Source organism: Corynebacterium sp. (assembly GCF_022712195.1).
Classification (GTDB): Bacteria; Actinomycetota; Actinomycetes; order Mycobacteriales; family Mycobacteriaceae; genus Corynebacterium.
In genome coordinates, this window is the sequence record NZ_JALAGY010000063.1 from 1 (window position 1) to 15215 (window position 15215).

General features: G+C 69.1%; 10 protein-coding genes and 1 tRNA gene. 6 read left to right on the forward strand and 5 right to left on the reverse strand.

Translation table 11 applies throughout. The features are described 5' to 3' along the window. Nucleotides 1-156 precede the first annotated feature (156 nt). The gene (locus Q0A34_RS08130) at nucleotides 157-1827 is read left to right on the forward strand and encodes an MFS transporter (RefSeq protein WP_291479498.1); all 1671 of its coding nucleotides are present in this window, start codon (nucleotides 157-159) and stop codon (nucleotides 1825-1827) included. A 30-nt stretch (nucleotides 1828-1857) separates the two neighbouring features. Here the strand turns inward: Q0A34_RS08130 and Q0A34_RS08135 are convergent, their stop codons facing one another. Next, on the reverse strand, nucleotides 1858-2592 hold the full coding sequence (locus tag Q0A34_RS08135; RefSeq protein ID WP_291479499.1) for a DsbA family oxidoreductase: 735 nt from the start codon (nucleotides 2590-2592) through the stop codon (nucleotides 1858-1860). 189 nt (nucleotides 2593-2781) lie between these two features. Then, nucleotides 2782-6408, reverse strand: a complete 3627-nt coding sequence (locus Q0A34_RS08140) for a bifunctional proline dehydrogenase/L-glutamate gamma-semialdehyde dehydrogenase (protein WP_291479500.1) — start codon at nucleotides 6406-6408, stop codon at nucleotides 2782-2784. Between the two features lie 182 nt (nucleotides 6409-6590). On the opposite strand from Q0A34_RS08140, the gene Q0A34_RS08145 reads away from it, so the two are divergent. The 4 genes from Q0A34_RS08145 to Q0A34_RS08160 all read left to right on the forward strand — a co-directional run bounded on the left by Q0A34_RS08145 (nucleotide 6591) and on the right by Q0A34_RS08160 (nucleotide 12837). Beyond that, nucleotides 6591-8015, forward strand: coding sequence for a GntR family transcriptional regulator (locus tag Q0A34_RS08145; protein WP_291479501.1), 1425 nt, complete (start codon nucleotides 6591-6593; stop codon nucleotides 8013-8015). Nucleotides 8016-8235: 220 nt separating this feature from the next. Continuing rightward, entirely contained in the window at nucleotides 8236-9234 is a 999-nt protein-coding gene (locus tag Q0A34_RS08150) for a GDSL-type esterase/lipase family protein (RefSeq protein WP_291479502.1), read from the forward strand. Nucleotides 9235-9353: 119 nt separating this feature from the next. After that, nucleotides 9354-11021 (forward strand): AMP-binding protein, encoded by a 1668-nt coding sequence (locus tag Q0A34_RS08155; protein WP_291479503.1) that lies wholly within the window; start codon nucleotides 9354-9356, stop codon nucleotides 11019-11021. Nucleotides 11022-11037: 16 nt separating this feature from the next. Continuing rightward, nucleotides 11038-12837 carry an oleate hydratase gene (locus Q0A34_RS08160; RefSeq protein WP_291479504.1) on the forward strand — a complete coding sequence of 600 codons (1800 nt, stop codon included), beginning with the start codon at nucleotides 11038-11040 and terminating at the stop codon, nucleotides 12835-12837. An 86-nt stretch (nucleotides 12838-12923) separates the two neighbouring features. On the opposite strand, the gene Q0A34_RS08165 is transcribed toward Q0A34_RS08160, so the two are convergent. Beyond that, nucleotides 12924-12997: transfer RNA gene (locus tag Q0A34_RS08165), tRNA-Gly, on the reverse strand. 90 nt (nucleotides 12998-13087) lie between these two features. Between Q0A34_RS08165 and dcd the strand changes: the two genes are divergently transcribed. After that, nucleotides 13088-13699 carry a dCTP deaminase gene (dcd, locus tag Q0A34_RS08170; protein WP_291479505.1) on the forward strand — a complete coding sequence of 204 codons (612 nt, stop codon included), beginning with the start codon at nucleotides 13088-13090 and terminating at the stop codon, nucleotides 13697-13699. A gap of 330 nt (nucleotides 13700-14029) precedes the next feature. On the opposite strand, the gene Q0A34_RS08175 is transcribed toward dcd, so the two are convergent. Further along, the gene (locus Q0A34_RS08175; protein WP_291479506.1) at nucleotides 14030-14755 is read right to left on the reverse strand and encodes a response regulator transcription factor; all 726 of its coding nucleotides are present in this window, start codon (nucleotides 14753-14755) and stop codon (nucleotides 14030-14032) included. Nucleotides 14756-14781: 26 nt separating this feature from the next. Further along, nucleotides 14782-15003 carry a hypothetical protein gene (locus Q0A34_RS08180; RefSeq protein WP_291479507.1) on the reverse strand — a complete coding sequence of 74 codons (222 nt, stop codon included), beginning with the start codon at nucleotides 15001-15003 and terminating at the stop codon, nucleotides 14782-14784. Nucleotides 15004-15215: the final 212 nt, after the last annotated feature.

The following is a 15215-nucleotide window of genomic DNA, read 5'->3' on the forward strand; positions in this document are numbered from 1 at the left end:
GGAGTGAGGGGGGTGGTGGGAAGAGAGGTGACGACTGACGAGGGGTGTATGTGTTGCTCGTTGGTCATGCTAACGACTAATGGCGCGTCTGGCTACCGGAGAGACTCTCAGGAGTTCCGGCAGGGGTGGCCATTTCTCCTCCGATACAGTTAGGGAATGACTGCGAACAACCCGGCACCCACTGCGGCGACACCCCGACGCACAGGCGGCCGTCACCGGCTGCCGGCCCCGCGTCCCGTGGGCTGGAGTCTCACCGTGGCGGCACTGTCGACGGTGATGATGACCATCGACATCACCATCGTCCTCGTCGCCCTCCCGGCGGTCACCGCGGACCTCGGCCTGTCACTGTCCGGGGCCCAGTGGGTCATCAACGCCTACAGCCTGACCTTCGCCTCACTCCTGCTCGCCGCAGCGAGCCTGTCCGACATCATCGGACGCAGACGCATCTTCCTCATCGGCCACGTCCTGTTCCTCGGAGCGTCCGTCGGCTGCGTCCTGACCGGCACGGAGGCCGGCATCATCGGCTTCCGCGCACTGCAGGGCGCGGGCGGGGCACTGGTCTTCGGCACCTGCACCCCGCTGCTCGCCGACGCCTTCGACCCGGACGAGCCGGCGTCCTCGGCGAAACGCACCCGGGCCGTCGCGGCGATGATGGGCATCGGGGGTGCCGCGAGCGCCTTCGGGCCGCTCGTCGGCGGCGTGCTCGTGGAGACCGGCACCTGGGAGTGGATCTTCGCGATCAACATCCCCCTCGGCGTCCTCGTCATGGTCGCCACCCTGGTGTTCATCCCCGACCTGCACCGCGAGGAACGGGACGCGCGCCGGGCGTCAGCCGCCGCCGGGACGCCGGGGGCGGTGCGTGGCGCGCGGATATCGCCGTGGGCGATCCTGCTGATCATCGTGTCGCTGGTGCTGGTGAACTACGGCATCATCGACGGGCAGGAACAGGGGTGGACCAGCGAGATCATCATCGCCTCGCTGACCGCCGGCGTGCTGCTGTTCATCGCGCTGATCCTGTTCGAACTGTCCAAGCGCGACGGTGCGATGGTCGACTTCCGGCTCTTCCGGATCCCCTCCTTCGCCACCGTCACCTTCAACGCCTTCGCCTCACGCATGTTCAGCTTCGGGATGATGCCCTTCCTCATCCTGTGGCTCGCCGGGCAGCTGGGCCTGTCCGCCCTGGAGATCGGCTACGTCTCCAGTGCGCTGGCGGTGCCGATGGTGGTCTTCTCCGCGGTGGGCATCGCCCTGGTGCGCCGGGTTCCGGTCGGTGTGGTCCAGGCGGTGGGCATGGTGGTCGTCGCCGGCGGGCTGATGCTGGGTCTGGTGATGGACGTCGACTCCGGGTGGGCGGACCTGCTGCCGATGTACCTGGTGCTCGGCGCGGGCACCGGACTGATGCTGCCGCACGTGATGTCCCTGGCGGTGGCCGTGGTGCCGTCGGAGCGCACGGGCATGGCCACCGGGCTGGCGAACACCGCCCTGCCGCTGGGCACCGCCTTCGGTGTGGCGGTCTACGGCGCGTACCTCTCCGACCGGGTCAACGCGGGGATCGACGGGATGCAGTTCCCGCCCGGGATGCCGCCGGCGATGGAGGGGCAGCTCCGCGAGGCAGCCGAGGGTGGACTGTTCCTGGAGATCGCGAAGAGGTCCCCCCAGTTCGCGCAGGAGACCCTCGGCTTCTTCATCGACGGCCTGCACGGCATCTTCATCATCGCCGCGATCCTGGCCGTGGTCGGCGCGCTCGCCAGCCTGGTCTTCATCCGCGGCAAGGACGGCACCGGTCGAAGGAAGCAGGAGCAGGAGCAGGAGCAGGAGCAGGGCTAGCTGTACCGGCCCGGAGCCGGGGTCGGTCGGCTACAGCCGGCAGCCGTCGGGTCCGCACGACGCGTCGTCGCTGACCCCGGGGACCGTCGGGAGGGTCGTCGGCGCCGGGTGCGTCGCCGCCCACTGCTGTTCGAGGGCCCGGGTGAAGACCTCCACCGGCTGTGCGCCGGGGACGGCGAGAGACATGTCGAGGACGACGGTGGGGACGGAGTTCAGGCCGAGCGACGCCGCCCGGCGGACGTCCTCCTGCACGGCGGGGATCCGGGACCCGGACTGAAGCTCGGCGGCGATCTCGTCGGCGTCCAGCCCGGCGGCGGTGCCGACACGGGTCAGGACCTCCGCCGAACCGATGTCCTCGCCGTCCTCGAAGTGGGCGCGGAACAGGGCCTCCTCCACCGCGTCGACCGTGCTGTCGGTGCTGTCGGTGCTTGCGGTGTCCTTAGCCAGCTGGATCAGCTGGTGCGCCTTCATGGAGTTGGCGACGACCAGCGCGTCGAAGTCGTAGTCCAGCCCTTCGGCGGCGGCCTGCTCGGTGACGTGCCTGAACATCTGCCGGACCCGGTCGAGGGGCATCCCCTTGGAGGCGGCGAGGTACTCGGCCTCCGAGCGGTCGTCGTGGTCGGGCAGCGTCGGGTCGAGCTGGTAGGAGCGCCAGGTGACGGTCACGTCGTCGCGGTGCGGGAACGCCGCGAGCGCCTTCTCGAACCGGCGTTTGCCGATGTAGCACCAGGGGCAGGCCACGTCGGACCAGATGTCGATGTTCACGCCCTGTGCAACCCGGCCGCCGGGGCAGGTATTCCGGCTGCCGCCGGGGCGGGCAGTCATCGCACCCGATAAGGGCCTGAACAAGAAAAAACCCCAGGTCAGATTCGCATAAGAATCTGCTGGGGTGCGACGACCGGCGGGGCGACGAGCGTGACTGCCTCGCCGCCCCGCCGCCCCCGTCTGTCCTGCCTACCCGCGCCGGATCTCGTCGGCGAGGGCGTGGAACTCGGTGCTCGGGTTACCGAAGCGGTGCAGCGTCATGGACACGGCCTGCTCCTTGAGCCACAGCCGCAGCTCCACCCGGCCGGACGCGGTGACCTCGTCGTTGAGCAGGCACACCTCCGGGCGGTCGGCGAGCTTCTCCAGGGTCTCCGGGTTGCGGGTGCCGATGACACGCACGCGGGCGCCGACACCGTCGTCCAGCACGCCGGCGGAGAGCCGGGTGGCGAAGGAGTCGTCGTCGGCGGTGACGACGGGGGCGGGGTCCTCGCCGACGCCGAGGCGGGTCGAGACCGCCAGCACGTCAGTGACCTCGGAGGCCACGGCGGGGTCGACGACGACGCGCACCGGGGAACCGGCACGGTGGGCGGCGACGACGGCCCGGGCGACCTCGACGGGGCGGGCGTCCGCACTGACCCGCAGCACCATGTGCGCGGGGCGGTAGCGGAAGATGTTCGCCTCGGCGGTCAGGCCGGTGACGTCGCGCGGGGTGCCGAACTCGGTCTCCCAGGCGTCGAGGTCGGAGCGGGCCGCTTCGGCGAGCCATGCGGCGTCGGCGTCGGACAGTGCCCCGTTGCGCTGCAGCTCGGCGATGTACCCGTCGACGGGTGCGGAGCCGGTGGGGGCGACGTCGGAGGGGACGGTGGTGACGTCGGCCCAGCTGCCCATGAGCATCACGTAGTTCGGGCCACCGGCCTTGGAGCCCAGGCCCACGGAGGACTGCTTCCAGCCGCCGAAGGACTGGCGCTGGACGATGGCGCCGGTGATGCCGCGGTTGACGTAGGCGTTGCCGACCTCGATGCGCTCCACCCAGGTGCGGACCTCGGCGGGGTCGAGGCTCTGGATGCCGCCGGTCAGGCCGAAGTCGGTGGCGTTCTGGAGGGTGATGGCCTCGTCCAGGTCCTCGGCCTTCATCAGGCCCAGGACGGGGCCGAAGACCTCGGTGAGGTGGAAGAAGGAGCCGGGCTTCACGCCGTCCTTGATGCCCGGTGACCACAGGCGGCCGGAGTCGTCGAGCTGGCGGGGCTCGAGCAGCCAGGTCTCGCCGTCCTCCAGGGTGGTCAGGGCGCGCTCGAGCTTGTCGCTGGGCAGCTCGGTGAGCGGGCCCATGTCGGCGCGCATGTTGGTGGGCCAGTCGACGATCATGGAGGACGCGGCGTCGACGAGCTGGCGGCGGAAGCGCTCGGAGGAGTAGACGCTGCCCACGAGGATGCCCAGCGACGCCGCGGAGCACTTCTGGCCGGCGTGGCCGAAGGCGGAGTACACCATGTCGGCGACGGCGAGGTCACGGTCGGCGGCGGGGGTGACGATGATGCCGTTCTTCCCGGAGGTCTCGGCGTTGATCTTCAGCTCGGGGCGCCAGGACTCGAACATCGCGGCGGTCTCGGAGGCGCCGGTGAGGATCACGCGGTCGACCGAGGGGTGGCTGACGAGCGAGCGTCCGGCGGTGCGGTCGGCGGGGTAGACGCCGCGCACCACGTCGCGGGGTACACCGGCGTCCCACAGGGCGTCGAGGATGGCCATGGAGCAGTGAGGGGTCGGCTTCGACGGCTTGTGGATCACCGCGGCGCCGGCGGCGAGGGCGGCGAAGGTGGAGCCGGCGGGGATGGCCAGCGGGAAGTTCCACGGCGGGGTGACGAGGACGACCTTGTCCGGGGTGAAGCGGGCGTTGTCGACCTCCTCGAGCTCCAGCGCGTAGTGCGCGTAGTAGCGGGCGAAGTCGATGGCCTCGGAGATCTCGGTGTCCGCCTGGGAGACGGCCTTGCCCACCTCGGCGGCGGCGATGGAGATCAGGTGGCCGCGTCGGGCGGCGAGCAGGTCGGCGGTGCGGTAGAGGATGGCGGCGCGCTCGGCGGCGGGCACGGCGGCCCATCCGGCGGCGGCGTCGCGGGTGGAGGTGACCAGGTCGTCGATCTGGTCGTCGGCGACGATGACCGGCGCGGTCTGGGCGTCCAGCCAGCCGTCGGTGGCGGCGGTGGTGATGGCGTCGGCGGCCCAGGCCTGGTTGGCGGGCAGCGACGGGTCGGTGTCGGGCTCGTTGCGGAAGACGGGCACGCCTGCGGTGTAGGACGCGGCGAGTTCGTCGGAGGACGGCTCGACCTCGGCCCCGCGGTCCTGACGGTGGTTCGGGAGCGGGGCGGTGTAGCCGTTCGCCTCCATCAGCGCGCCGAGGTCGTCCAGGGAGGCGCGGAAGCGTGCCTCTTCGCGGCGGAAGATGTCGTTGCCGGGTTCGAGGTCGAAGATGCCGGACATGAAGTTCGCGCTGGCGGCGTTCTCCTCGAGGCGGCGCACCAGGTAGGAGATGGCGACGTCGAACTCCTGGGGGCGCACGGCCGGGACGTACAGCAGCAGCTGTCCCACGTCGGAGCTGACGGCCTCGGCCTGTTCGGTGGCCATGCCCTGCAGCATCTCGAACTCGACGCGGTCGGTGACGCCGCGCTCCACGGAGAGCAGGTGGGCGAAGGCGATGTCGAAGAGGTTGTGCCCGGCGACGCCGAGGCGCAGGCCCCGCATGTTCTCCGGGTGCATGGTCCAGTCGAGGACGAGCTTGTAGTTGGCGTCGGTGGCCTGCTTGGACTCGCAGGTGGTGAGGGGCCAGTCGGCGACCTCGGCGTGCACGGTCTCCATGGCCAGGTTGGCGCCCTTGACGAGGCGGACCTTGATGCCGGCGCCGCCGTCGGCGACGCGGCGGTCGGCGAAGGCGGAGAGTTCCTGGATCGCGCCGAGGGCGTCGGGCAGGTAGGCCTGCAGGACGATGCCGGCCTCGAGGTGCCTGGTCTCCGGCAGGCTGAGCAGTCGGCGGAAGACGGCGATGGTCAGGGTGAGGTCGCGGTACTCCTCCATGTCCAGGTTGATGAACTTGGAGCCGGCGGGGGCGCGGGCGGCCTCGACGTAGAGCGGGGTGAGGCGTTCGACGATGTAGTCGACGGTCTCGTCGAAGCCCCAGAGGCTGATGCGGGAGGCGATGGAGGACGCCTTGATGGAGACGTAGTCGACGTCCTCGCGGGCGAGCAGGCGGCGGGTCTCCTCGAGGTGGTGGTCGGCCTCCTTCTCGCCGAGCACGGCCTCGCCGAGGAGGTTGATGTTGAGCCGGTGGCCGCCGGCGGTGAGCTCGGCGACGGCCTTGCCGAGCTTGTTGTCGCGGGCGTCGACGATCATGTGGCCGACCATCGACCGGATACGCTGCCGGGCGGCGGGGACCACGATCTGCGGGATGACCGGTGCCAGGGCGGAGCCCATGCGGATCTGCGCCTTGTCCAGGGCGCTGAGGGTGTCGGGCATGATGGAGCCGAGTTCGGCGAGTGCCCGGCCGGCGGCGCGCTGGTCCTCGGTGCGGACGACGCGGTCGACGAAGCCGACGGTGAAGTCGAGGCCGTTGGGGTCGGAGAGGACGGCGGAGAGGCGCTCGGCGGAGGGGTTGGCCTTCACGTTCGAGGCGCGGCTGGCGTTGAGCCAGGTGGTCACCTTGGCGACAGCGGCGTCCGCCAGGGGGCCGAGGTGGTCGGTGGTGACGCCGGCGCTTCCGGCCGCTGCCTGTGCAGGGGAGCCTGTGGTGGTGGTCGTTCCCTTGTCAGCTGCGGGTTTCGCGGTCGTCATGGTTGTCCTCCTCGGAAGCGTTCTTGATCGATGATGTTGACGGCGACGGGTCGTCTGTCGCCACTGATACTGGACGAGTATCGCCGGTACTCCCGCATCCCGGGGAGGGGCAGTTCCGGTGGCGGCGCTACTTTGAGTCAAAAATGTCGCTTCCGGGATGGGGACTGTGGCACGATGAGCCCATGGCTCATGATCCGGCACCGCGGCGAGGCCGCCCGAGGATCCAGGAGGTGGCGGACGAGATCGTCGCCGGTGTCCTGGCGACCGCCGGACCGCGGGTCGGGGGACGCGACTACTCCACCCGCCGGGTCGCGCTGATGACCGGGCTGAGCCAGCCTGTGGTCAGCCGGGCGATGCGACGGATCCGTGCCGGGGCGGCGGAGCCGGTGACGGACCTGGCGCCCACCTCCGGCGACCTGTGGATGACGGGGTTCCGGGTAGAGTACCCCAGGGTGACCCTTCTCTTCGGGGAGCGCGGAGGGGCGGCGCGGGACGCCGGGAGCGGGGAGCGGCAGGCGTCGGAACGTCGGGCGACCTCGGTGATGGCGGCGCTGCGCGTGGCGGGCGTCTCGGGCTGGCCGCAGAGTCAGGCGACGTTCGACGCCGGCGACGAGAGTCCGGCCGCCGGTGTCGTCCGGGTGATGTGGGAGCCGGGCGGGCAGAGCTGGGACGGCTTCCTGGGCCAGCTGTCCGCCGTCCTGGACGCCTGTGCGCCCACGGTGGACGCGATACCCGGTGACCTGCTGGCGCAGTTGTCCGTCGCGGTGGGGCACGGGCTGCACGGGCTGCAGTGGGAGAGGGCGGAGTCCGGGTCGGCGGCGGCCCGGCGGACGAAAAATGATCCGGATTTTGACTCGGACTACTTATCTCTTGCGGAGTATCCGCCCCCCACCAACGCCCGGACGGGTGCGACACCGAGACATCTTCAGAATGAAATCTCGGTCACCGAGCAGATCGCGATCGCCCTGCGCAAGGAGATCATGAACGCCGGCTTCCGGCCCGGTGACCGGGTGACCAGCACCCGGCTGGCGAACCACATGGAGATCCCCGTCTCCACCGTCCGCTCGGCGATGCGCCGCCTCGTGGACGACGGCCTGCTCACCGCGTCCGGCGGCGCCTTCGCCCTGCCGCTGGTCACCGGCAGTGACATCATCGACCTGTACGCGGCACGGCTGCAGGTCGGGCGGGTGCTGCTGCGCGCCTGTTCCGGGCGTTCGCGCCAGCAGATGCTGGCACCCCAGCTGGCGTTGCGCGCCGTCGAGGCCGCCGCTGAACACGGCACCGCGTCCGACGTGGACCAGGCGGACCTGCACTTCCAGCAGACGCTCGCCGACGCCAGCGGCCTGCCGCAGTCCTCGCGGGTCTTCCACGCGCTCACCCTGCGTCTGCGCATGTTCATCTCCGTGCTGCAGCTGGACTACACCCCGGCGGTGCAGCGCATCGTGGGGGACGACCGGTACATCCTCAACGCCCTGCTGTCCGGTGACGTCGAGGGGGCGTTGGCGGTGTGGCGGGCGAAACTCGACAATGCGGTGCGGCATATGGCGCACGTGTCGCCGACGACCTTCGATCCTGCGTTGTGGGAGCGCCTCGTGGGGGAGGCCTGACGGGTGTCAATGTATTTCCGGTAAATTCGCCGACTTATTTCTCCGGCAGCCTGTTCACCTGGCAATATATCGGTTATTCATTGCTCATTGCAATGTCATATCGCCCCCGAATTATCGGGGTGACTAAATTTCCGGAGTACTGTTATTCCGTCCTGCCCTCAATTCTGGAGAATGGTTCGACGACTGCGTTCCGAAAGTTCTCCGCGGGCACTATTTCTGTATGGAAGGTACTCCAGTGCTGAAGAACATCACGGCCGGAAGAAAGACGGTGAGGGGAGCCGCCCTCGCCCTGGTGGCGGCGTGGAGCGTCGCGGCCGCGGGGACAGTCGTCGCCGCCCCGCAGGCGCAGGCGGCGGACGCCAGGAACCTGGTGACCTTCGGCGACTCGTACCTCTCGAACCCCACGCCCGCCGAGACGGTCGGCGCCAAGGTCCGGGCCGCGGCGGAACAGGCCGGCATCCCGATCGACAACGGGCCCGCGGCACCGCTGGCCCAGTACACCGCCCACGGCTGCGGCCAGTCCTCGACCAATGCGCCGCGGCAGATCGGACGGATGACCGGCCTCACCGTGCGGGACTACTCCTGCCCGGGGGCCATGGCGTACACACCCGGGGCCCCGGCGATGACGCTGAAGGGCGAGATCGACAACGCGCTGGCGGACCGGGCACTCACCGCCGCCACCACGAACGTGGTCATCCAGTTCGGGTTCAACGACTCCTACAGCTGGCTGATGGGCAAGGTCCTCGCCAACGGGCTGCCCGACACCTACCTCAACCTCGACCGGCGCTACGCCGAGCAGAAGGTCCTGTGGACCCGCGCGATGAACGACGCGATCAACCGCATCCGGGCCGCCGCCCCCAACGCGCGGATCACCGTGGCGGACTACCCGACGATCTCCAAGCCGGAGACCGCCGAGCAGTGCCTGCTGCACGTCGAGATGATCCCGGGCGACATCGGGATCCCCGCCTTCTGGATCCGCGACGCCGAGGTCAACATCCACAACTGGTCGAAGGAACTGGTGTCCGCACGCTCCCGCGACAACGTCGTCTTCGCCGACATCCGGGGCGCCACCGCAGGACGCGGTGAATGCGCCCCGGACGACGCCCGGCTGATCGCCGGCGTCATCGACACCACGAACGTCTCCGGCTACAACCTGCCGGTCCACATGACCAACCGGGGCGTGACACGCACCGCCGAGGTCATCGCGGCCACCTTCTGACCCCTCGCCCCACCAGTCCGGGCTACCCCCGGACACCACACACGCCTGACACCACGCCTGAAGGAGGCAGCATGCACGAACACGGGACACACGTCTCTGTGCGAACCCAGGTCACCCAGATGCTCGAATCACTCCCGCCACTGGTCAGGGCCGGGGTGCTGAGGACGGGAGGGCCCCGAGAATCCGCCGGTCTCATCGGCGCGATGGGGAAGTGGGGCATGTCCCTGGCCGCCCTGGCGGAGATGGGCGCCACCTCGTTCCCCGGACGCACCGCGCTGGTCGACGACGCCGGGTCGCTGACCTACGCGGAGCTCCGGGACCAGGCCCGGGCACTGGCCCGCAGCCTGCGGACCTACTCTGACCCGGACGGCCGGGACATCTCGTCGGTCTCCGTGATCGCCAGGAACAGCAGGGGACTCGTCCTGCCCCTCATCGCCGCGGCCTACCTCGGTGCGGAGGCGAAGATCCTCAACCCCGGGTCGTCGCTGGCCCAGCTCCAGGACATCGCCGACGACTACCCGAGCAGCGTCACCTTCATCGACGCGGAGTTCGGCGAGGTGCTGGAGACTCTCCGCGCCGACAACAGGGTCACCGTCGCCGAGTGGTCCGGTGACACGGCGGGGCACCCCTCGCTGGAGTCCCTCATCGCCGCGGGACGGCGCGAGTACCGCCACGTGGCACTGCCGGACAGGCCCGCCCAGAAGTCGACGGTCATCATGTCGTCCGGTACCCGCGGCGTCCCGAAGGCCGTCGTCCTGCCGGTGCCCCGGACGCCGAAGGTGCTCGGCAGCATCCTGGAGCGGATCCCCTTCCGCTCCGGTGACGTGATCCAGCTGTCCGTCGGCATGTTCCACGCCTGGGGCTGGCTGAACCTGCACATCTCCATGGCCACGGGCTCCACCCTGCTCACCCGGCGGTGGTTCGACAGGGACACTGACATCCGCGACATCACCCGGCACAGGGTGACCGGCATCATCTCCGCGGCGGTGTACCTGCGGCAGATCCTCGCCGGAGTCGGCGCAGACGGTGCCGACGGTGCCGAGGGGGTCGACGTGACCGGCGTCCGGTACATCGTCTCCGCCGGCAACGCCATCCCGCCGGAGCTGGTGGTGGAGCTCAACGCGCGGTTCGGGGACGGCGAGGGCGTGGTGCACAACTTCTACGGCTCCACCGAGCACGGGCAGATCACCCTGGCGACCGCCGCCGACATGGTCGCCGACCCCACCACCGCCGGCCGTCCCGGGCCGGGTGTGCGCCTGGCGATCATCGGGGACGACGGGCGCCCCGTGGCCCCCGGCCAGACCGGCGTCATCTACTCGTCGAACTCCATGACCTCCCTGGGCTTCCTGTCCGACAAGGACTCCGGCGACATCGTCGACGGCATGCTGTCCACCGGTGACAAGGGCTTCGTCGACGACGACGGCAGGCTGTACGTCTGCGGGCGCGCCGACGACATGGTCATCCGGGGCGGGGAGAACATCCACCCCCGTGCCATCGAGGAGTTCCTGCTCACCCTCCCCCAGATCCGGGACGCGTTCGTCATCGGGCACCAGGACGACCTGGTGGCCACGCTCAACGCCTACATCGTCACCGAACCGGGGAGCGGCGACGGCGACATCAGCGACCGGGAGCTGAACGACGCCGTCCTCGCCGGGGTCAACCAGTTCTGCGCCCTGGACAACATCGTCCGGGTGCAGACACTGCCCCGGAACGACTCCGGGAAGGTCGTCCCGCGACTGCTTCCCGACATCCCCGACGTTCCCGACGCATCCGCCTCCACCCGCTAGAAAGAAGAGGACACCCGTGTACTACTCCAACGGCAACTACGAGGCCTTCGCCCGTCCGCGGAAACCCGAGGGCATCGAGGACAGGCACGCCTGGATCGTCGGCACCGGACTGGCGGGCCTCGCCGCCGCGACCTTCCTTATCCGCGACGCGCAGATGCCCGGCGCCAACATCCACCTCATCGAGGAGCTCCCGCTCGCCGGCGGGTCACTCGACGGTGCCGAGCGTCCCGACATCGGGTTCGTCACCCGCGGCGGCCGGGAGATGGAGAACCACTTCGAGTGCCTGTGGGACATGTACCGTTCGATCCCCTCGCTCGAGATCCCCGGGGCGTCCTACCTGGACGAGTACTACTGGCTGGACAAGGACGACCCCAACTCGTCCAACTGCCGCCTCATCCACCAGCGGGGCAACCGGGTGCCCTCGGACGGCGACTTCACCCTCACAGAGAAGGCGCAGCTGGAGATCGTGAAGCTCGTCACCGCCTCCGAGCACACCCTGGAGGGACGCTCGATCGAGGACTACTTCTCCGACGAGTTCTTCGCCAGCAACTTCTGGTTCTACTGGGCCACGATGTTCGCCTTCGAGAAGTGGCACTCCCTGATCGAGATGCGCCGCTACGTGATGCGGTTCATCCACCACACCGGCGGACTCCCGGACTTCACGGCGCTGAAGTTCAACCGCTACAACCAGTACGACTCCATGGTGCGTCCGGTACTGACCCACCTCCTCGACCATGACGTGGACGTCCGCTACGGCACCACCGTCGTCGACATCGACGTCGACATCGACGGGCCGACCAAGACCGCCACGGCGCTGCAGGTCGAGACCGCGGACGGCGCACAGACCATCGCTCTGGGCGAGAACGACTACGTGTTCGTCACCAACGGATCCATCACCGAGTCCACCACCTACGGCGACCACGACACCCCGGCGCCCGTCACCACCGAACCCGGTGGGGCCTGGACGCTGTGGGAGAACCTCGCCGCGAAGTCCCCGGACTTCGGACGTCCCGGGGTGTTCTACCGGGACCTCCCGGAGAAGAGCTGGTTCGTCTCCGCGACGGCCACGCTGAAGGACGGCAGGGTCGAGCCGTTCATCGAACGGCTCACCCAGCGGTCCCTGCACGACGGCAAGGTCAACACCGGCGGCATCATCACCGTCGCGGACTCGTCCTGGATGATGAGCTTCGCGGTCCACCGCCAGCCGCACTTCACGTCGCAGAACGAGAACGAGATCATCGTGTGGATCTACGCCCTCTACTCCGACGTGGACGGCGACCACGTCCGGAAGCCGATCGTGGAGTGCTCCGGCGAGGAGATCACCCGCGAGTGGCTCTACCACCTGGGCGTCCCGGTGGACCGGATCGAGGAGATGTCGGCGCAGGAGTCGGTGAACACCAACCCGGTGTACATGCCCTTCATCACGTCGTACTTCATGCCGCGTCGTGCCGGGGACCGTCCGGGCGTCGTGCCGGAGGGGTCGAAGAACCTCGCGTTCATCGGCAACTTCGCCGAGTCGCCGTCACGGGACACCGTGTTCACCACGGAGTACTCCGTGCGCACCGCGATGGAGGCCGTGTACACCTTCATGGACGTGGACCGCGGAGTCCCCGAGGTCTTCGGCTCGGTGTACGACCTGCGCGAACTGCTGAAGGCGACCTACCACCTCAGGGACCGCAGGAGCTTCGAGGAGCAGCCGCTGACATCGAGGTTCCCGCTGCCGGTGCCGCGCTTCATCACCTCCCGGCTGCGCGCGAAGCTGAACGGTACGTGGGTGGAGGAGCTGCTGCAGGAATCCGGTCTGCTGAAGCGCTGAGTGTCGGGCGGCCCACCCGCCGCCGGACCCCGACAATGACCAGAGGGCGTCCCCGGAACTTTCCGGGGACGCCCTCTGACGTGCTGTGGAGCCGATGACGGGAATCGAACCCGCGTATTCAGCTTGGGAAGCTGATGTTCTACCATTGAACTACATCGGCGGTCATGCTCGCGCACTGCAGATGACTTTAACACAGTCCAGCGACGGGGTGAGACAACGGGGTGGGGGCTGGTCCGCTAGGGTAAGTGACGTGCTTCTTTCCGATCGAGACATCCGCGCAGCCCTCGGTTCAGGTGACCTCGCCCTGGACCCGTTCGACCCGACCCTCATCCAGCCGTCGAGCATCGACGTGCGTCTCGACCGCTACTTCCGGGTGTTCAACAACTCCCGGTACACGCACATCGACCCGCGTCTGCCGCAGGAGGACCTCACCACCCTCGTGGAGGTCGGGGACGGCACCGGTGAGGACGGGACCGACGTCGCTGACGGGGGAGTGGCCGCCGAGGCGTTCATCCTGCACCCCGGTGAGTTCGTCCTCGGATCCACCCTGGAGCTCGTCACCGTGCCGGACAACCTCGCCGCCCGCCTGGAGGGCAAGTCGTCCCTGGGGCGGCTCGGCCTGCTGACCCACTCGACGGCGGGTTTCGTGGACCCCGGCTTCACCGGGCACATCACCCTGGAGTTGTCGAACACCGCGAACCTGCCGATCGCGCTCTACCCCGGGATGAAGATCGGGCAGCTGGCGCTGTTCAACCTCTCCAGTCCGGCGGAGTCCCCTTACGGTTCGGGCCCGTTGGGCTCGAAGTACCAGGGGCAGCGCGGCCCGACCCCGTCGAAGGCCTACCTGAACTTCCGCACGTAGTCCACGGCCGCGCCGCACACACACCTCGCCCCCGGGAGCATCGCTGCTGCCGGGGGCGGGGTGCTGACGTTTCAAGAGGAGAATGCTCAGCTGCCGTATACGGGTCCTTCCGTCGGGGTCCGTCGGTGCGACGGTGATGTCTCGGGCGGTGACTCCGGTGACCACCGTGATCACGGTGTCTCAGTGGCCTCCGAAGGCGCTGACATTCAATCTACGAGCCGTCGATTAAAGATCCATGGCAACCCACTGGGGTGTCACTGCCGCCTCACTGGGGTGTTCGGCCGGGGCTGTCAGTGGCCGTCAGTGGTCGTCAGCGGCCGTCAGCGGCCGTCAGTGGCCGTCGTCGGGGCGGAAGCCCGCCTCGACGGCGAGCACCGCGAGCTGCACACGGGTGGACGCGCCGAACTTGCCCAGCAGCTGCGAGACCTGCTTCTTCACCATGCTCGACGACCGTCCGGTCTTGCGGCTGATCTCGGCGTTCGACAGCCCGATGCACAGCAGCGAGAGGATCTTCTCCTCGGAGGCGGACAGCCGGGGGAGTGAAGGGCCCCTCGGGGTGTCCGGCCGTGGCTCGGGGTCGACCTCGGACGGACGGTGCTCCTGGGTGTCCGGCGTCAGGTGCCGGACCAGGTTCGACGCCGGTTGTGGACTGACCACAGTTCCGCCGTTGGCGGTGGCCAGGACGGTGTCGATGATGAACTCGGGGCGCGAACTCTTCAGGATGTAGCCCCGCCCGCCCTGCGCGAGCACCGCGAGCATCGTCTCCTCCTCGTCGAGCGCCGTCATGGCGACGAACACCGGAGGATCCGGCAGGGTACGGATGTGGCCGAGCAGCTCGACCCCGTCCATGCCGGGGATGTGGATGTCCGCCAGGACGACGTCCACCGGGTTGTCCCCGGCGCACGCCTCCAGGAGGTCGAGCGCCTCCTGGCCGGTGGCGGCTTCGCCGACCACCTCGATCGACTCGCCGGCGGGCGATCCGAAGTACAGGCGTAGCGAGGACAGGACCAGCGGGTCATCGTCCACGATCAGCAGGCGGACAGGGGGTGAAGGCATATCAGGCAGAGTGCTGGGGGAGGCTCTCAGCGCTTACGGCACCACGGGAGGGAGGGGTGGTACTTGCAGCTGGCGATGTCGGAGATCGCCCGCTTGGTGTCGACGGAGGCCGAGGATCCCGCGACGACGGAGGAGCCGGAGGCGGGCAGGGTCTCGGCGGAGGAGACACCGGTCGACAGACCGGCGGTGAGGGCGACGGTGGCGGCCGCCAGGAGAAGGCGACGGCCGTGAGCAGGCACGATGGACACAGTTGCTCCTTGAATCGTTGTGAGGGGTGTTTATCAAGATTTGATAACAACTATAGGCAGTCGGAGAGTGGTACGCCAGAAGAGGCTGCCCGATCCCCCCTCCGCGGCGGCGCCACCCGTCCGCACGCTGCCCGTTTCCCCACCGGGGGTGACCATTCCGGCGTCCAGCGTACCCCCGGCCTTTGCCGCCCGCGCCCGCATGGAACCCACCC